The 18,117-nt window shown below is 40.9% G+C and carries 17 protein-coding genes and 1 pseudogene; 3 read left to right on the forward strand and 15 right to left on the reverse strand.

What is annotated here, in order from left to right; genetic code table 11:
- Window positions 1-20 precede the first annotated feature (20 nt).
- Together ACOZB4_RS01795 and ACOZB4_RS01800 are read left to right on the forward strand one after the other, a co-directional pair.
- A complete protein-coding gene (locus ACOZB4_RS01795; protein WP_379405428.1) occupies window positions 21-2,138 on the forward strand; it encodes a DUF5054 domain-containing protein in 2,118 nt (705 codons plus the stop codon).
- Between the two features lie 80 nt (window positions 2,139-2,218).
- Window positions 2,219-4,666 (forward strand): glycoside hydrolase, encoded by a 2,448-nt coding sequence (locus tag ACOZB4_RS01800; protein WP_379405430.1) that lies wholly within the window; start codon window positions 2,219-2,221, stop codon window positions 4,664-4,666.
- 330 nt (window positions 4,667-4,996) lie between these two features.
- On the opposite strand, the gene ACOZB4_RS01805 is transcribed toward ACOZB4_RS01800, so the two are convergent.
- From ACOZB4_RS01805 to ahlS, 11 genes are all read right to left on the reverse strand, one after another.
- Window positions 4,997-5,455, reverse strand: coding sequence for a hypothetical protein (locus tag ACOZB4_RS01805; RefSeq protein WP_422759451.1), 459 nt, complete (start codon window positions 5,453-5,455; stop codon window positions 4,997-4,999).
- 260 nt (window positions 5,456-5,715) lie between these two features.
- Window positions 5,716-6,366, reverse strand: coding sequence for a hypothetical protein (locus tag ACOZB4_RS01810; protein ID WP_379405434.1), 651 nt, complete (start codon window positions 6,364-6,366; stop codon window positions 5,716-5,718).
- Between the two features lie 356 nt (window positions 6,367-6,722).
- On the reverse strand, window positions 6,723-7,028 hold the full coding sequence (locus tag ACOZB4_RS01815; protein WP_379405436.1) for a GyrI-like domain-containing protein: 306 nt from the start codon (window positions 7,026-7,028) through the stop codon (window positions 6,723-6,725).
- A gap of 250 nt (window positions 7,029-7,278) precedes the next feature.
- On the reverse strand, window positions 7,279-8,181 hold the full coding sequence (locus ACOZB4_RS01820; RefSeq protein WP_379405438.1) for a DUF3885 domain-containing protein: 903 nt from the start codon (window positions 8,179-8,181) through the stop codon (window positions 7,279-7,281).
- Window positions 8,182-8,282: 101 nt separating this feature from the next.
- On the reverse strand, window positions 8,283-9,275 hold the full coding sequence (locus ACOZB4_RS01825) for a phosphotransferase enzyme family protein (RefSeq protein ID WP_422759452.1): 993 nt from the start codon (window positions 9,273-9,275) through the stop codon (window positions 8,283-8,285).
- A 497-nt stretch (window positions 9,276-9,772) separates the two neighbouring features.
- Window positions 9,773-9,982, reverse strand: a complete 210-nt coding sequence (locus tag ACOZB4_RS01830; RefSeq protein ID WP_379405442.1) for a hypothetical protein — start codon at window positions 9,980-9,982, stop codon at window positions 9,773-9,775.
- A gap of 133 nt (window positions 9,983-10,115) precedes the next feature.
- Window positions 10,116-10,622 (reverse strand): NUDIX domain-containing protein, encoded by a 507-nt coding sequence (locus ACOZB4_RS01835; protein ID WP_379405444.1) that lies wholly within the window; start codon window positions 10,620-10,622, stop codon window positions 10,116-10,118.
- 160 nt (window positions 10,623-10,782) lie between these two features.
- Entirely contained in the window at window positions 10,783-11,295 is a 513-nt protein-coding gene (locus ACOZB4_RS01840) for a DUF6886 family protein (protein WP_379405446.1), read from the reverse strand.
- Window positions 11,296-11,637: 342 nt separating this feature from the next.
- Window positions 11,638-12,639: a S41 family peptidase gene (locus ACOZB4_RS01845; RefSeq protein ID WP_422759453.1), complete on the reverse strand. Its 1,002-nt coding sequence runs from the start codon at window positions 12,637-12,639 to the stop codon at window positions 11,638-11,640.
- A 356-nt stretch (window positions 12,640-12,995) separates the two neighbouring features.
- Complete coding sequence (locus ACOZB4_RS01850) at window positions 12,996-13,394, reverse strand: hypothetical protein (protein ID WP_379405450.1); 399 nt, start codon at window positions 13,392-13,394, stop codon at window positions 12,996-12,998.
- Window positions 13,395-13,643: 249 nt separating this feature from the next.
- Window positions 13,644-14,492: an AhlS family quorum-quenching N-acyl homoserine lactonase gene (gene ahlS / locus ACOZB4_RS01855; protein WP_379405452.1), complete on the reverse strand. Its 849-nt coding sequence runs from the start codon at window positions 14,490-14,492 to the stop codon at window positions 13,644-13,646.
- A 201-nt stretch (window positions 14,493-14,693) separates the two neighbouring features.
- On the opposite strand from ahlS, the gene ACOZB4_RS01860 reads away from it, so the two are divergent.
- On the forward strand, window positions 14,694-15,080 hold the full coding sequence (locus tag ACOZB4_RS01860) for a winged helix-turn-helix transcriptional regulator (RefSeq protein WP_076323507.1): 387 nt from the start codon (window positions 14,694-14,696) through the stop codon (window positions 15,078-15,080).
- A gap of 215 nt (window positions 15,081-15,295) precedes the next feature.
- On the opposite strand, the gene ACOZB4_RS01865 is transcribed toward ACOZB4_RS01860, so the two are convergent.
- The 4 genes and pseudogenes from ACOZB4_RS01865 to ACOZB4_RS01880 form a co-directional block, all read right to left on the reverse strand.
- Window positions 15,296-15,475 carry a hypothetical protein gene (locus ACOZB4_RS01865; protein ID WP_422759454.1) on the reverse strand — a complete coding sequence of 60 codons (180 nt, stop codon included), beginning with the start codon at window positions 15,473-15,475 and terminating at the stop codon, window positions 15,296-15,298.
- A 282-nt stretch (window positions 15,476-15,757) separates the two neighbouring features.
- On the reverse strand, window positions 15,758-16,507 hold the full coding sequence (locus ACOZB4_RS01870) for a DUF3600 domain-containing protein (protein ID WP_379405454.1): 750 nt from the start codon (window positions 16,505-16,507) through the stop codon (window positions 15,758-15,760).
- Between the two features lies 1 nt (window position 16,508).
- Complete coding sequence (locus tag ACOZB4_RS01875; protein ID WP_379405456.1) at window positions 16,509-17,081, reverse strand: sigma-70 family RNA polymerase sigma factor; 573 nt, start codon at window positions 17,079-17,081, stop codon at window positions 16,509-16,511.
- Window positions 17,082-17,694: 613 nt separating this feature from the next.
- Window positions 17,695-17,862, reverse strand: a pseudogene (locus tag ACOZB4_RS01880) (IS3 family transposase); the annotation flags it as partial.
- Between the last annotated feature and the right edge of the window lie 255 nt (window positions 17,863-18,117).

Raw genomic sequence — 18,117 nt, forward strand, 5'->3', positions numbered from 1 at the left:
ACTAGGAAGGAGCGATAAGCTTGAACCAAAACGCAACACATATCCACGTCATCTTCAAAACACACTTGGATATTGGCTACACAGATCTCGCGAAAAATGTGACGGACCGATATATGAAGCTGTTCATCCCCACTGCCATTCAAACAGCGAAATATTTTGCCGAACACCCGGAGAGAGGCTCCTTTATCTGGACAACGGGCTCGTGGTTAATCCACCATCTATTAAAGCATGGTACAGACGAGGAAAGACAACAAGTCGAAGAAGCCATTGCAAAAGACTATTTAAGATGGCATGGCCTTCCTTTCACCACTTATACCGAGTTATGTGATAGCGAATTGCTTGATTATGGCATTCAAATGGCCATGCGCCTTGATGAGCGATTTGGCAAGCGTACGATCGCAGCCAAAATGACAGACGTTCCTGGTCATACACGCTCATTAATCACGCATATGGCGAAGGCTGGATTGAAGTATTTGCATTTAGGCGTAAATCCTTCTAGCCATGTTCCTCACGTCCCTGAATTGTTCTTATGGCGAAATACGGACGGATCTGAAATTGTTGTTCAATACAGTAGAGATTACGGCACAACCTCTGAAATTGAAGGATTGAACGATGTTCTTTACTTCGCACATACGCATGATAACCATGGACCTTCCACGGCCCTGCAGATTGAAGCAGAGTTTGCCCAGCTGCGAGAAGCTTACCCACATGCAGAAATTAGAGCTTCCACATTAGACCAGTATGCAGAAAAAGTATGGGCAATCCGTGATACCTTGCCTGTCGTGGAAGAAGAAATTGGAGACAGCTGGATTCATGGCACTTCCACAGACCCGTTTAAATTAGCATGCTACCGTGAATTGCTCCGCCTAAAGAGTAAGTGGCTGCAAGAAGGGGCGCTTACAGACAGCGATGAAGAGTATCACAATTTCTGCGATGCGTTATTAATGATCCCTGAACATACCTGGGGACTAGATATCAAACGATATCTTGCGGATTATATCCACTATGATAAAGATGATTTCCATCAGGCACGTAAGCGTGACAAGGTCGATATTAACTTGAATCCGCAGGAATATCGTTTCTACGAAATGAATTCACGTGCAGAAATGATTGAAATGTTCGGTGATGAAGCCGAAGAAAAATTGAATGCACGTTCCTTTAGTCTCATGGAACTCTCTTGGCAGGAGCAGCGGGAATACCTGGATCAAGCGATACAAGCACTTCGCCCTGAACTACAAGCTGAAGCACGCGCTGCCCTACTCGCACTAAAGCCGTCTCGCTGCGCTCTAACGGATGCAATCGTCCTATCTAGTGACCAGCCTTATACATTAGGAGAATTTGAGGTTGTGTTTGAGGATACGGGCGCGATTATCGGATTGAAAGATGATCGTGGTCGAGAGTGGGCCGGCCCTAACAATCCGATCGGTTTATTCTCTTACGAAACTTATTCACAAGCCGACTATGATCGTTGGTATCGTGAATACCACGTCAGATGGAGATATACGCATGTGTGGGCAACCGGAGATTTCGGGAAGCCAGGAATGGACTTAACCAAAGAGTGGATTGCACAAGAAGTTATGATACCGAAGCTTCAATCCTTGCAAGCCATTTTTGGGGAAGATCAGGATGTTGTGATCGCAAGCCTGCGTATGTCAAGAGCTGCATGCGAGCGCATGGGAGCTCCAAGAGAATTAACACTTGAATATGTGTTTAAGAAAAATACTCAAACGGTAGAATGTAAGCTACAGTGGTTTGACAAGGATGCATATCGCCTTCCTGAGGCTGCATGGATGAGCTTTAATCCGATCGTTAACAATCCGAATCAATGGAAGCTGGACAAAATCGGACAGTTCATATCTCCTTTAGACGTTGTTCAAGGCGGGAATCGCAATATGCATGCGGTACAGCAAGGGATGGATTATGCCGCCACAGATGGAAAAGTTCATATTGATACCTTGGATGCAGCACTTGTATGTCCCGGGGAACCTCGCTTGCTCCAGTTTGATCATACATTTGCTCCGCTCACTGGAGGTATGCATGTGAATTTGCATAACAATGTGTGGGGCACAAACTTCCAAGCGTGGTACGAAGAGGATGTTTCTTTCCGCTTCAAGCTGCATTTTCAATCCAATCTGTAATGCTTTCCCATTTTGCATCTATCGATTCTAGTCCAATCATTTCATTCCAAAATTATTGTAATCCTGAAAGGAGATTTACGATGAGTCAGAGCAAACCTTGGAAAATATATGTCATTCAACATTCACATACGGATGTTGGTTATACGGAGCGTCAAGAAAAAATTCGCCAATATCATGTCAATTATATTCGGCAGGCTTTGCAGATTGTTCGTGATATTGAGAGCGGCGCTAGATCTGACTGGAAAGGCTATAAGTGGGTATGTGAAACGTATTGGCCAGTTGAATCATTCCTGTTAAAAGCTACAACCGAAGAAAAAGAAGATTTCGCTCAAGCGGTGAAGAAAGGCTATATCGGTCTCTCCGGAACCTATCTCAATTTCGGTGAACAGTTAAATCAAGAGATGCTCTCCGTGATGATTAGGCGGATTACCGATTATGGACAATCGATTCAGTTCCCGGTGCGCTCTGCGATGACGGCAGATATTACAGGTTTTGGCTGGGGATACAGTCAAGTCCTAGCGGATTCGGGCATCGAGAATTTAATTACATGTATTCATACACATCACTCCATGTTCCCACTTTGGAAGAAGCAAATTCCATTCTGGTGGGAAACGCCTAAAGGAGATCGTATTCTCACATGGAGCGGTGAGCATTACATGTTTGGCAATGATCTTGGATTGATCCCTGGCATTGGCGGATCTTATACAATTCGCGATGATCATGATGTCCGAAACGGCGTATCCTTTGAAGTGGCTGAATCACGATTTAATCGTTATTTAGAGCAATTGGTTGCTGATGGTTACACGTTCCCGTTTGTACCTGTTATGGTGTCCGGACTTCCTACCGACAACGGTTCACCCAATGCAGCGTTGATGGATTTTGTGAATCCTTGGAATGAGAAGCATGGAGACCGCATCTTTATTCAACCGGCGACATTGGACGATTTCTTTGCAGATGTAAGAGCTTATGCTGAGGAGCATCCGGCAGAAATTGAAACTTTCCGTGGGGACTGGCCAGATTGGTGGACGGATGGCTCGGCGACCACACCGATGCATGTACAGATCTTCCGTGAAGCACAGCGTGTGTATACGAAGGTGAAGCAATTAGATCCCGCCTGCGAGATTGTCTCCAAAGAACGTTTAGAGGCGATTGAATATGAGCTTGCTCTATTCGCCGAGCATACATGGGGCTATCATTCCTCTGTCACAGAGCCTTGGAACCCGTTCGTTCAGGAGCTTGGCTGCAGGAAAGAAGCCTATGCGGCCAATGCAAGTTCGCTTGCTCATACCGCTTTATACGACATCCTTGAGGCACGTGGCGATGCACTGCTAGGTCCTGATCGTCCAATGAAGTTTGAGTTATATAATCCAAATGACTTTGTGCAAACCGATTATGCTGAGCTCATTATGGAAGGCTGGCATTTGGCGGAATTAAAGAACGGCTTCGAAGTCATGGATGAAGCGACGGGCACCGAATACGAGGCTCAGATGGTTACAGGACACCGCGGGGTCGTCATTACCATCCCGGTAACGCTCCAGCCTAAACAGCAGGTACATTTGACGATCAAAGCCCTTACAGATCACAAGCCTGTAACTGCGTATCGGACAGATTATGTTGGATCGGATCGTATGATGGATATTATTCCACCAGTCGCGCCGAAGCTTCACATTACGCCGAAATTTATTGAATCGCCTTTCGTTCGCATCGAATGGGAGATGGGTGCTGGCATTACGAAATGGATCGACAAAACCTCGAATCAGGACCTGCTTCGTGCTGACCGTAATCATCATGCATTTGTTCCTGTCTATAATGTAACGCAGGCACCGAATGAATTTGGAATGTATGATGTACGCCGCAAGATGGGGCGCAATCGCCGAGGACCTGACGCGATTATTTCTGTGGGAACACTTATTCATGTTGATATTATTGAAAAAGGAGGACTGTACGGTAAAGTTCGTTTGACGTACAGCGTAAATGGATGCAGCCATTATTCCTTACTCGTTACCGCATACAGTGATTGTGCCCGTGTCGATATTGCAGTACGCATGCATAAGGAAAGCGTATGGGACCCGGAAAATCTATACATTTCTCTTCCTTTCGGAAGTGCGCCTGTTTCAGAGCAGCAAGAACTTTGGGTTGAAAAAACAGGTGCAGCTTTGCGTCCGCGAATCGATCAACTCCCAGGTTCCCTTGCCGATTTCTACTGTGTTGATGAGGGTACGGCGTATGTCAGTGAAGGACTAGGTATTGCGATTGCAATGCCGGATACACCGCTTGTTCAAATCGGTTCATTAGACTATGAGGATCGTCTTCTGAGCGGACATCCCGGGCTAGCTAATGATCCAGCTCACCTATACTCATGGCCCATGAATAATTATTGGGAGACAAACTTTAAGGCAACATTGGGAGGATTCTATGAATTCCGTTACTATGTTGCATGGGGTGAGGAACTAAATACACCAGAAGCTGCTTTGGAAGCATGTACAATCATGAATGCAGGCATACTGGCTTGGAGAACAAGCAAATAAGCATATGATAAACCACCAGGCCTCTCAGCTTTATTATATATAGCCACTTTTGTGTCATTAGACGATTATCGGAGGACAAGAACATACGGTACTTGCCAGCTTCTATTGTGGTTATATGTACCCCGTTTGCGGTTATAGTTGTCTTACTGCTGTTGATGATCGATCAAAATTTTCTAAACATATGCAGAAAATAGCCCGGTTTATTACCGGGCTTAAAACACTATCGTAGAAGTATTACTTCTTTATATAATCAACCATATTCTTACGCAGTTCCAGCTCAGAACATTGAAAGATCCCATTAAAATCATGAGGATTACGGATCACTTTGTTTTATGCATCAATTCCGTATTGTTCAAAAACAAATTCCACGAACATATAGGAGAACTGGAATCCTTTCATCGTTTCGAAATCCCAAGTATCATTATTTAACTCATCAAATGATGGGATCGCCAGATTGCGGATGGTCTCTTCCGTCGAGTCATTTATAAAGTCTTGAGACATCTGTTTGGCTTCGTATCCACCTATCCCCTGCCTTATCCATTTTGGAGCCGTTGGATTAATTTCATTGATTAACCACATGGTGAACAAATGGACCGTGCTTTTCAGGATGGATTGATACGTATGCTCGGGTCCTGGATTCAACGGAGATACGATATTTAGAATATGTCCTTCATATGTGCCCATAAACCAATTGGGTGCATCTGCTTCTCCTACAGCTTGATGGAACGTTGGCAGATCAGGGTATATTTCAATAACTACTTTTTGTGATGGATGCTGAGTATTCCACATTCTTCTCGCACTTTCCTGCCCGTTAGTTTAATTAACAGTCGTCTATTCATCTTTGTGAGCCTCCGTCAATGAAATCATATCGGGAATGTAACCATGTTCTTGTCATCAGTCGAAACAAAGGAATTGGAATCTTTGGCTTTTTGAGTTGCGTTCTCCGCTGTTTGTTTTCCGATTTCCTCTAATTGTTTGATATCCAAAGGTCTCATCTGGTCACTTCCATTCGCTTAGTGTTGCTTTAGACTTTTTAACATAATGATGAATTATAACAGCCCTTCTGTATCAACATAGAAGGGAAATGAGGCTGGTATGCTGCGTGATTCAAAGTAAAAATCTACGTTTTTTGTCCCTTCCGTAATACCTATCTTTATATTGCCAGTGACTTCACTTTTGCTATCAATTTGATTATCTAAAAATCCTTTTGAAGTTAGGCTCCAGTTATCATTTATTGGTGTGAAGGAAGATAACTCACTTGTAGTGTACATCTTTCTACCCTTAACATTATCATCGGCTCTAATTTGAGAAAGATCTATTTTGACACTCTGATCACGATTATTTTTTATTGTAACGTTTAGTTGGACGCTTTTATCAATTTTAGTAAGAGAGTTTAATGTAATTGATACATTGTCACGTGTGAAAGTAATTGGAAGTTTTTCGAATCTATTTAAATAAATTGTACTTCCAGATGAAACGGAAAAACCAGCTTCCTGGCCTAACTCCTTTAAAGGACCATATAAGCGACCATTAATAGTTACGATAGGATTTTCCAATTTTGTTTCAGAACCATTAATCTGTAATTTGTTATATTTTACAGGAGTAGCTTTTAAATAATTCTCAGCTGCATAAGAAATTCCTGAGAAAAATATAGCACCACATAGAAATGAGATTATAATTTTTGATTTTTGTCCTTTCAAAATAACTCCCCCAACCTATTATTTTCCATAATTATATCAGTGATAATAAAATAGGTCTATATATTTATATTTAGATGCTCATATAGTCAATAAGATCTATTTACAGATGATGACATTGCATTCAATAATTTTAAACCCAAATGCCTACCACTCGTGATCATTCAGTCATTGAAGAATAAATGAATGGAAGAAAATCAGATGCATCATAAACTAATTTCAATCATCATCTTTATGTTCGTGGTAGTAATAATAATATAATCGGACTATATGTTCTTTTCCTTTAGATTTACGTGTTATTCTCCCCCAAATTATGTGCCTGATAATCATCAAGTAACCATAAAAATAAAAAAAAGCCACTACAATAATAGCGACTTACAACGCATATCATAGTGTTCCATGGGAGCTGTTTGAAACGACGAGCTTGGAAACCATTCCTTGAAAATATGGTCATACGTTCGTCCTATCGACTCCCCAACGGGTCCAATCGCTGTGAACCTGTCATATTTCGTTTTAGGGATAAGACGTGCTATGGTCCCTGACGGTACATGGTCTACGCTTGTCACTTCGATCCCGATAAAATAGGTGTACCCGCTTTCGTCTCGATCTACAGTCAGTGCATAATCAATTTCTTTTTCTGGCTCAACCCGCAAATGTGCGATCAAGATATGTAATCCGTTCGATCGGTTCGCGAAAGAGTTGCTGGAGTTTAGGCTCGATAGCCATGGATGGAACTCTCCTCGTTAAAATATTTTTGTACCTTCATTCTCTGTACCCATTTAAATTCCGTAGTAATTAATGTATTCTACATATTTCCATTTTAACCTGCCCTTTAGTTAAACAAAAGCAGCCGATCCACGTGGATCGGCTACCATCTTGTTCTAATTGAGCTATCGTGTCCCGTTAGCGAAATAGTTAAGCTTTATCAAAGCTCCAGCCTTTATAGGCTCCATACTTTTTACCGAACATACTCATGAGGTGCGTCTGATAATCAATAAGAGCTAAGGCTTGTGTTTTGGTAGCTATAATCGTAACCTGATCATCCGTAATAGATAAGCGCCGAATCGCGAATGACGTTAATGAGATTTCTCTTTCAAACTTATCAGCGTTTTCGGACGGAATCTCAAAATGATGCAATATATGACAGGTATTAACTCGCCTTAGATTTATTCCAGAATCAGAAACTTTTTTGTTATCAAATATCCACCGAAGTTTTTTTTCTTCGTCCGTTTCTACGATACCGGCGAGTCCCTCATCGAAAATGCTGTCAATTTCGTAGCGGTTATAATCCAGGATCCATTTTCGGTGTAGATGGTAGAGTGGCAGAAGAGCGCTTTTGTCGGAACTGAAAACATCACAGCCCCGATCGTCATACATGTGAAACAAAATGTCATTTGATTTGTTGTATAGATAAATCCGCCCACCGGATGTCGGTTTACGCATGAAGTCGACATTTTCAATGGATTCAAGTACATAAGGCATACGTAATTCTTTAGCTTTAACTTCAACAATCCATTCTCTTGTGTAAAGCTCGTCATCCGATTCATCGAACTCATATGGCAAAGTGCGCGATTGCATTAACCTTAATCGCGTTGTGAAAAAGCGCTTTAAGTGGATCTTTTGAACTCGTTTTTCACTCTTACTATGGCTAGTGCGATGAATAAAAATCACATCGTCTTCAGAACCAAAAATTGAACGATAAATGGCTAGTGCACGACGAAGACTCTCCCTTCGATATGCTTCATCCATCAAGCTGTCGAGTCCTAGTTCAAAACGAATGTAAGGACCATGCGCTTTCATTTCTTTTATAATATTCACCACGTATATCCCTTCGTTTTAAAGTCTTACTAAGTAGCTGCCTACATGTCTTCATTGAGCTATCGTCTCCCGTTATTCAGCACTATCCATTTATTTGAATATTATAGAAAATCGTCGATCAACGAAAATCCATTGATGATCCGCATCCGACTATCTTTCAGAAAATCGCGAGTCCAATTATCCGGCTGACGTAAATCCCAGCTCCGGTTCATACCAACGAATACAATTATTTCGCGAAGCTGAAGGAAGAGTGACAACTGATCCTTCCATCCTTCTGGCAGCCGTCGGCCATTTTCTGTATAGCCTAGTGCGAAATGATCAATGAAGAGTTCGTACTGCACTTTCCGTTCGGTCTTCGAATCTTCCCCGAATACATAAAGCAAATAATAGAGTTGAATGGCAATGTCCTCTGCATACCAACTGTATTGGCATTCGTCAAAATCGAAGAGTGTGATTTCACCTGTTTCGTCGACCATAAAATTGCCTACATTGATATCCCCGTGAATTAGACCGAAATTATCCGGAGTAACAGGCAGACTAGTCAAACGCTCTTTAAGTTCAACAAGGACACGAAGGATTGGTGCATGCTCGGGCGGTAAATACTCCCGGGCGAGTAAAAGGTAATCGTTGCGCTCCCACGAGTGTCTTCTGGTAAAAGGTTCATAACGTTTGGCCAGATCATGAAGATGGCCGGTCATGCGTCCGCATTGCTCATAGAGCATGGGATTATTTAGACATTCCGGGTATCCAATTTTACGACCGGGAGCATGTCTGAAGGAGGTCGCGTAGAAATCGATTATCTTTCCAGAGACACGTTCGACGTCTATCCCTTGCACTGAAGGGATCGGCTCTGAGACTGACATTCCATTCTCCGCCAGATAAGGGATCCATTCTAATTCTGCTTCAAGTCCTTTCTGAGCACGCAGAGTACTAGGTGTGAAACGGAGAATATATTTGCATCCTTCGCGAGTATAGGAATAGACAAAATTTTGAAAGCCCCCAATGAAGGACAGCTCTTTCAGGCTCAAACCGAATCGCGCGGCACCTTCTGTGGCGTGTTCATCCAGAAACAGTAGTTTAATATGTGGGTCCATGGGTTCTCCTTGGGTAAATCGAGTCGTGATTGAACTATTCATCTCTCGATAGAGCTTATTTTCTGCTGGCCTTCTGTTACCTCAATTTAATAAAATGTATACCTGGTGACATACGTAAGCCTCACTTCCAAGAAGCATTTTTTACACTGTAATCATAACCATCCAAGTTTTTACAGTCAATGGAAAGATTACTTATAATAAATGGTTTAACCAGCCCGTTAGTTAAAGGGCGTCTGCCGCCGTCGATGAAATCATATCGGGAATGTTATCAAGTTCTTGCCATTGTGTTTTGACAAGAACTTGATAACATAAAAAATAAAAAGCCGCTTAATAAGCGAATTCTAATGTTACTATGTTTTTGTCACCCGACAAGTCTGGTAAAAAACTCTTGGAACGTTATTAAAGAAACCAGTTTTACAATCATTCTCATCCCAATTCCGAGATTGATGCCACGATTGTGCGCGTTCACCGATGTCTTCGGTTTCGGCGAAGGATGATTAGTTTTTATTCTGTCTTGCTTTAGCCACTCTCGGTAATTGTTTCTCAAAAATGGATAATACATTTGAAATCAAATGTTCGCTCGGACATTTGTTGTCTTTTAAAAGTGCATATATAAGGTTCAAGAAAGTCTTAGAATCTTTCTCTGTTAAACTTTTGATTGATTCCATGGTACTATTATTTGGAAGATTTTCTTCCTTCGTCTCCATAATTATTCCTCCATCTTTAAATATCATTTATTCTTCCGTTACAAAATATTAATGCGTTGTTTCCAAGCTAGCTCCCTTGATTAAAACGTTTCCAGTGGTTGGAAAGTTGATTTATTGTTTCCCGTTAGTTTAATCACCTATTGTTAGCTGCTCTTCGCAGCCCTTCTTCATAGAAAGCTTTATTTGCTTCGACCCAAGCAAGTTTTAATGCCTCTTCTGGTTTGAACAGCCCTCTTCCGTTTGTTTCATAAGTATTTTGAAAATCATCAAGCCTTATGATTCTTGCAGAATAAAAGACCATATAGCTCTCTGGATATGGATACTTATAATTCTCTGGCTTGTTATATAGTCTTATCAATTCATATCCGAGAACGTGAGGAGATTCAATCAAAGCACCTGTTTCTTCATAAAGTTCCCTTTTCATTGCCTCCATAGGCGTTTCCCCAGGTTCAATATGCCCTCCAGGTATATCCCATCCTCTTTCATTCAAATTAGTTAATAACAATGCGTCTTCTTGGAATGCAAGTACAAACGAGCACGTTATTAATTCTTGACGAGGAATAACTTCAGACAATACTAATTGTGTTTCGTTAGGCAACGGGAGCCCTCTAACGTTTTTTTCTTCTCTGATAATTTTCATTTCAAAATTTCACCTCTTCAATACATTGGAATTTAAAGCAATACTTTAGAGTCACAAAATTTCCAAAAAACTGCCCGTTAGATTAATCAAGGCAGCTGATCAATCTGACCGACTGCCTTCGTGTCTTTGTTAAACTAACATTTCGCAATAAGCTAATTGATTAGAGTCTTTTGGCGTTATTGAATCTATGTATCCCATATCCTGTGAAGTCGGAAGCTAATATTGCTTCCTTAAGCGGAAATAAATTTGATGTGATTCTTAATTCAATTCCTTTTTGGAGTAATCTCTCCAACAAATTCTCATATTTTTCAACTGATTTGGGTTTCACTACTTGGCGAGAAATGTAGTAGCCAGCTGTTTTATCAAAAAGCTCAAAACCCTCTTCGTCAAAACGATATCGAAATATGATTTGCTTTGATATCCTCGTATACCAGTCACTTTCTACTGTAACTATGGTATTGGCAATTGAATTATTAAAGAAGAGTTGTAAATGTTCGTCCGTTGTCGCCTCATCTTTCCTACACACAATTCGGGGACAATCCCTAGGGAAATAGTACGTATACTCGTGCTCTTCATCAAGTGCCCAAACTACCGCAGGAAAATCCGGACGATTTTGCTTCTCTTTTGGTACAAATATATTGATACTATCGTCTTCACTGAAGTGAAAAAGCATGTGCGCCCCCCTCATACCATTTATTGTTATATTCCATAAAAATATTGAATTATCCTGCCCGTTAGCTTAATGATATTGCTTTGAACATAGTTAGATACTTATCTAATCGGTAATCGGTTCATGTTCTTGTCCTTTACGGCAATCGGTACAAGTTCTTGTCCTCGACTCGGGACAAGAACTTGTACCGATAAAACAAAAAAGCCGCTACAATAGCGACTTTCAATGGGACCATGTTCTTGTCCCCCGACAGGAATTAATCATCAACGGGTTTGGTTTTAAAAATTCAATTTTTTAACTTATAGTTCAAACGATGAATTTCTTGTCTATGTAGGAGGAAATAGTTTAATAACCATTTTTAATTATTTCAACAGCTTTCTCAACATACTCGTCCCTACCTTCCATAATTCCTTCAATGGTTGGATCAAGACGAATATCAGGCTGAACTCCTATTCTTTGCGTTGGTTTTTTATCTGGATAAAATATACCGATTCCACTTATGCTAGTTTTTATATTTCCTGGGAGAGTAATTCTAAATAAATTGCCATCCGCTCCAGCAGTTGGCCTCCCAAGAACTATTGAATTTTCTGCTTTTCTCAGCAACATCGTTGTAAACTCACCGTTACTCATAGTATGTTCATTGATTAAAATCACAACTTTCCCTTTATAAACCTCGTCATCTGTCCGTTGAGGCTTCCCTGAGGTAAGAGGTTCAAAATAATATTCACCTGGTACTGCACGATTAGGAAGTGACGCTTTGGCAAACTCTTCCTCAGAAGGGATCAGATATCGGGCCAATTTATAGTCAACTGAGCTAGAAGGGTAGTTTCTAAGATCAACAATCAGACCTTTAGTGTCCCACCATTTTTTCATGATGCTATCAATCTCGCCATCTACCAACAGACCGGCATTAATATAGTAGATCTCTCCGTTCTCCATTGCTTGTGATTTCGTATAAACGAAGTAATTAATGTCTTGTAGGCTGCTCGTCGCACTTATGTTCATCGTTTTTCCCTGTCGAATTACAGTAACGTCCATATTCTTTTGATGAGTTCGGAATAATGCATTAAAGAAATGAGCTGACGTGTCTTCTCGTGATTGTGAGATGTATTTTCTTCTATCTTCTAATAAATCATCAATATTATTGTCACCTACTTTTAATACTATGTCTCCGACCTCAAGTCCACATTTGTTATAGACTGTACTTATAACAATCTGATTGTTAATTTCGACAAAGTTTACTGGAAGCCGATACGTTCCAAAATACTCAGTAATGGATTCTCTATTTTTGCCACCCAAATAAACATGAGAATCGTGTACTCTAGTTGTTAGTTCTGCTAAGGTCATGAAATAGGAATCATAATCAGACCCATCTATCATTTTAGGAATAAACTCTAGAAGCACTTGATCCCAATCCTCTCCTATGACATCTTATAAGGAAAATAGTATTCGATAATATTCCAATAGCGGAATAAACCAAGCAACCTGTAGCCGGTGTCGTCAAATTTCATACTAGTATAAGCGTTTTCATTATGCATAATCCCTAAGGGTGATTGATCATTAAAGCTAACGTATGCATTTTTCCGTTCTGAAATGTTAGAATCTAAAATCTTTGATAATTCAAGACTCAGATCTGTTCCAAGATATTCCTCATCCTTGGACCAATCTGTGGTTGGACTGAGTTGTATGGAATCTTCGGAAAACTAGTATTGCTGTTCAAGATCCCCGGAAATGCTCTCATTACCTAGCGTATGAACCCAATCATAGAGAATTGAATTCACATCCGAATTTTCTTCTAAAATAGAAGGCATCACCCGAAATAGCTCATAGTCCCAATTTATATCCCCAGATACAACCTTAGGATGGTAATATTTCACCACTCCCCATACCTTACTGAGCTTAGCAAAATCCTCGATCTTCTGTTCAGAAAGGCTGGAAAATTTCATTCCACTTCCTTGGTCATACTCCTGCTTCTGCTCCTGCTCTTTCACTTGCTCAAGCTGATGAGTCTCCTGTGATGCAAAACATCCTGCAGTAATGAGGATAAACAATACACTGATAAATACAAAGAACATCCGGTTTCTTCTTTTTTTTAGTCTCACCGTTTTCCACTTTCAGCTCAATAATTTATCTTTTTTCTTGTAAATCTTTTAGAGTACATTCTCACTCTTTACTCCGTAACCGTTCGTCCGGTCCTTTTCATTCATATAATACACCAAATAATGGAAAGTGTACAATTCTGCTCGTTACTTCAACAAAAGCAGCTGATCACATTGATCAGCTGCTTTCTTATTTTGATCGTGCTATCGTGTCCCGTTAGCTTAACCTTGGGATGTTCTACTTATTGATAATTATTCGTAGTATCCTTCGGTTGATTTGCGAAATTGTTTGAATTGATTGTCATCATGTCCGAACCACACTTGGGAGTTTGTTCGGGTAGCCAGCGTACGGATTCTTTCAACTGTGTTCCGGTAACCGATTGAATCATAGATAATGCCCGGTGGCTTAACTGGAGGACCGTAACTCTCAGCCGTATAAATGGTATCCGAAGCGAGGATGATCCCGCCTGTTTCGGGCATTTCAATGTGCAAGCCTAACATACCCCAAGCATGTCCGCTTCCAAAATTCAAAATTTGGATTCCTTCAGCCAGATCGAGATAATCTTCATTGCGTTTGACCGTTTTCCATTGTAAATGGTTTGTGATCCAAGCATCGATGTCTGCCCAAACATAGGCCCCTTCTTTTTCATTACGGGCGTAGCTCTGCAGTGTGCCATTCAGTTCATCTTCGTGGACGATTATCGTAGCATTCGTGAACATCTCTAGGCAACCCGCATGATCCAGATGCAAATGAGAGGCAATGACGTATCGGATGTCCTCAGGTCTTACGCGGAGCTGCTCTAGTCTGTTATGCAGATAACATTCCTCACACGCCACCCAAGGGGACGCTTGTTGGGTGGATTCCGCCCAGCGTCCTTCAACGCCCATGGAATTCGGATTGCAAGCCGTATCAAATAGAATCTTCCCCTCCGGATGGTCAATCAACACCGTATAAATCGGAAATTCCACAAACTGCGTCGCCGCGTTAGGATTGCTAACCGTGGCTGGGTTATGCATGTTAATCAACCAGTTTTTATCCATGCTCATACGGCCGTTATCCATCACATACAGTTTAGGGCGGGGCTTTATAATATTCGACATGTTCATTTCCTCCCACTAGATTAATTTAGTTATCATCCTGTTCAAAATGTCAGCCTTCGTAATGAATCAGGCGCTTTTGGCGTAAAGCTCAATGCTTGCTTTGCCCTTGATATAGTCATACAATAATGCATAAACTAAACCTACGTAAGTAGGCACTTTAAAGTGTCCTGGGAACTTCAAGGTGCAGAGGAGGGAAATCATTTGACATCTTTGGTCAAACCAAAACACCCCAACATCGCGCTTGCGGTGTGTGGCTACAGTAAAGTGCTTGATATTATCTCTAATAAATGGACCGCGCTCATCATTTACGCAATGGAAGACGGAAGCATCCGTTACGGGGAAATGGCGAGAAGAATCGAGGGTATTTCCAAAAAAATGCTGACTCAAACCCTACGTAAGCTTGAACGCGATGGACTGGTCCAACGTCATATCACACCATCGGTTCCTCCAATGGTTGAATATTCACTCACTCCTCTAGGGGAATCTTTACTCCAGCCGATGAGAGAGCTACGGCAATGGGGAAGAGAAAATTATGTACGTGTCGAAGCAGCAAGAGTCAACTTCGATCTAACTTACAGTGATGATTAACTATCTCAATAAGTTAAGGTCCATATAAGCCGGGGCTTTTACTTAAACGATCCTAATGAATATAGTTATGATGTCGTCCACAGCCAACGATTTCGCATCGGCTCCGACAACGATCTTAGGCCATCCTTTGCAGGATGGCCTTTTCTTTGATCTAACTTTATTCAACTAATCTGCCCGTTAGCTTAATGAAATTGCATGGAATCATAGTTAGATATTTATCTAATCGGTAATCGGCTCATGTTCTTGTCCTTTTCGGCAATCGGTACAAGTTCTTGTCCTCGACTCGGGACAAGAACTTGTACCGATAAAACAAAAAAGCCGCTATTATAGCGACTTTCAATGGGACCATGTTCTTGTCCCCCGACATTACCAGCTGCCTTCTCTTCTTTATTCAACTATCGTTACCCGTTAGTTTAATCCAATGCCCTTTGATCGATCGTTTGTTGCACAGATTGATCAATTAGTACCTGAAGTTGCCCGTTAGCTTAACGCGGCTACCGATCTATGCCGACAGCCGCGTTTTAGTTTATTAAGCTATAGAGTTCCGTTAGTTGAGTGGCTTTACAATTCTAAAATCATGTTTGAAAAGGCTTCAGTTTTTCTTGAGTTAGGTGAACTAAGGTTGCTCCTAACGTTTCGTTAACGTGGAGTTTTACATGTTCTTGTTCCTCGACAGATCAAGCTTTCGGCTTAACTGTTATGCCCAACTTCTTATAAAAAGGTTGTATCTGCTGCAACAATTGCTCTATATTCATTTGATCTTCCTTTGACAGCCGTTCAATATGAACACTACCATCCGGATCATCTTTTTTCTCGTCATAAGCCCTCAATTCATTTAATAATTTTTGAAACTCATCAAATTCTTCTTTGCTGAATATTTGCCCTGCTTCATCTAGCACTCCATTCCAAAAAGTAGTGCTATCAATAAGTTTAGCTTCTCCCTTCGTTGATTGAACTTCATTTAATTTGCGAAAGAGTGGCTCTAGCTCTGCGGTTAACCTTCTATAGTTTTTTTGCTCTCCTACGCTCAATCTCTCAATATGAAAATCCCCTTTTGTATCGGCAATTTTCAAAATAAGGAGGCCCCATTCTTTTAGTAAGGACATCCATTTTGTAAACTCCTCTTCACTGAGGTTTTGTTTGGCGGTCTGCAGCTTTGCCTCCAGCTCATCATATTGCTTTTGAGTTACTCCGATATTGTCCCGCGAACCATAGATGGAATCAGCTATGTAGCTATAACCGGCAAAAGCACCTGTTGGGATTAACAATGTAGCGGCCAAAATACATGCAACGACCCACTTTTTCATTCGTCTTCCTTCTTGAATGTGTACGACTTTGTTAAGTATTTTTTCCTTGAGCTCCGTTGGTGCGTTCCATTCTTTGGTCTCTTCCTTAAAAGCGGTTTTCAATCTTTCATCGAAACTCATTTTACCCCTCCACCTTTCCCATAGCCAGAATGCTAATTTTCTGTTTTTTGCGCATCTTTTGCAGAGCAGCATGAATCCGTGATTTTACCGTCCCAAGAGGGATTTCTAATGTGGCTGCAATCTCTTCTTGCGTGTAATCATTCATATAATGCAGAATAACTACTAGCTTTAGCTTATAAGGAAGTCGATCTACGCTTTCAAGTAGCGATTGATTCGATAGTTTGTTGACCACCTCACTTGAGATATCATAGACCACGGCTTGATCAATCTGTTCAGCTTTTTTGATGATCCGCATATGTGTCCAACTCTTTCTGCGGTGAGCCTGAATTTGCCGCATGACCACTCCCATTAACCAAGGTCGAAACGGCTTGCTTACGTCAAACTTTTCAAGAGACCGGTATAATTGAATATAAATCTCCTGAATGACATCCTCTGCATCTGATGGTTCCCGAATAAGGAAATAAACAGTATTGTAAACGTCCTTAATGGTTGCCTCATATAACTCGCCAAACGCATCACGGTTCCCGGCCAACGTAAGCGAAATAAGCCTTGCATATTCAGATGGATGATTCATCTGCTACCTCCTCCCCTTCGGTCTTACAGTATATATTGGTAATAATTATAGATATCGTTCGAATTATTTCAAAATATAGGACAAGAATTCAGCTGTGTCCGGAAAATGGTTTGTTTCTGTCCTATCGGAATATATCCGCTGGCGTTATTGTGAAACCCCAAGCTACTATATAAGAAAATCTACCGCGGTTAAGGATAAAATTTCTTATCACAGCCGTTGGACAAGAGCTTATATTCATAAATCAAAAAGTCCGCTATTTATGTGGAATTTTATGTGTATATGTTCTTGTCCCTTGACAGTTGTGTTGTCAATATAGCAAACAGATTTATTGATAAAAGACAAGATTGAATTAATCCAGCAAATGATTAAATCATATCCATCTATTTTGAAAAAGCGAGAACAGGAACTAATCGCCACTCACTACTTCTAAATATCGGAAAAGCAAAAGAAGATAATATTATTCACACAATCGGCTATGGTTACAAGTTCATGTCTATTTCGGCTAACGATATAAGTTTTTGTCCTCAGCTCGGGACAAGAACTTATATCGTTAAAACAAAAAAGCCGCGATTTTGAACTTAACCCTGTCAAAGACAGCCCTAAAAAAGCAGCCTTAAGCAACCTTAGTTCGGTACTCAATTGGACTAAGGTTGTTTAGTTTTTGTTGAAAACGTTCGTGGTTGTAAAAATGGATATATTGTTCAATCGCCATAATAAGCTCTTCCTCGGTCGAGAACGTGTCGAGTCGAAAACATTCCGACTTAAGGTGTCCAAAGAAGCTCAAGGTCTTGGCTACAAGACGGTAGCCAAGACCTTCCTCCAGGAACATCGCAACAGCCTTACGCTTGAATTCGATGTCATATGTCTTTCGTATTTCGCCCATGAAAAAATCCCCTCCAAGTAGACTTTAATGCGCTTTTTACACACTGTCTACTTAAAGGGGATAATATCAAATTAGCGACTTTCTATGGGACCATGTTCTTGTCCCCCGACAACACCATATAGCTTGATTTTCGTTCTGTTTTTTTATAAGTTC

It is taken from the genome of Paenibacillus sp. NPDC058898, assembly GCF_049316025.1.
Classification (GTDB): Bacteria; Bacillota; Bacilli; order Paenibacillales; family Paenibacillaceae; genus Paenibacillus_AQ.

Excerpts from the sequence above, each read along its gene's own strand:
- ahlS (WP_379405452.1), bottom strand. The coding sequence starts at position 14,492 with ATGTCGAATATTATAAAGCCCCGCCCTAAACTGTATGTGATGGATAAC.
- ACOZB4_RS01805 (WP_422759451.1), bottom strand. The coding sequence starts at position 5,455 with ATGTGGAATACTCAGCATCCATCACAAAAAGTAGTTATTGAAATATAC.
- ACOZB4_RS01875 (WP_379405456.1), bottom strand. The coding sequence starts at position 17,081 with ATGAATCATCCATCTGAATATGCAAGGCTTATTTCGCTTACGTTGGCC.
- ACOZB4_RS01845 (WP_422759453.1), bottom strand. The coding sequence starts at position 12,639 with ATGACCTTAGCAGAACTAACAACTAGAGTACACGATTCTCATGTTTAT.
- ACOZB4_RS01835 (WP_379405444.1), bottom strand. The coding sequence starts at position 10,622 with ATGAAAATTATCAGAGAAGAAAAAAACGTTAGAGGGCTCCCGTTGCCT.
- ACOZB4_RS01800 (WP_379405430.1), top strand. The coding sequence starts at position 2,219 with ATGAGTCAGAGCAAACCTTGGAAAATATATGTCATTCAACATTCACAT.
- ACOZB4_RS01825 (WP_422759452.1), bottom strand. The coding sequence starts at position 9,275 with ATGGACCCACATATTAAACTACTGTTTCTGGATGAACACGCCACAGAA.
- ACOZB4_RS01830 (WP_379405442.1), bottom strand. The coding sequence starts at position 9,982 with ATGGAGACGAAGGAAGAAAATCTTCCAAATAATAGTACCATGGAATCA.
- ACOZB4_RS01840 (WP_379405446.1), bottom strand. The coding sequence starts at position 11,295 with ATGCTTTTTCACTTCAGTGAAGACGATAGTATCAATATATTTGTACCA.
- ACOZB4_RS01870 (WP_379405454.1), bottom strand. The coding sequence starts at position 16,507 with ATGAGTTTCGATGAAAGATTGAAAACCGCTTTTAAGGAAGAGACCAAA.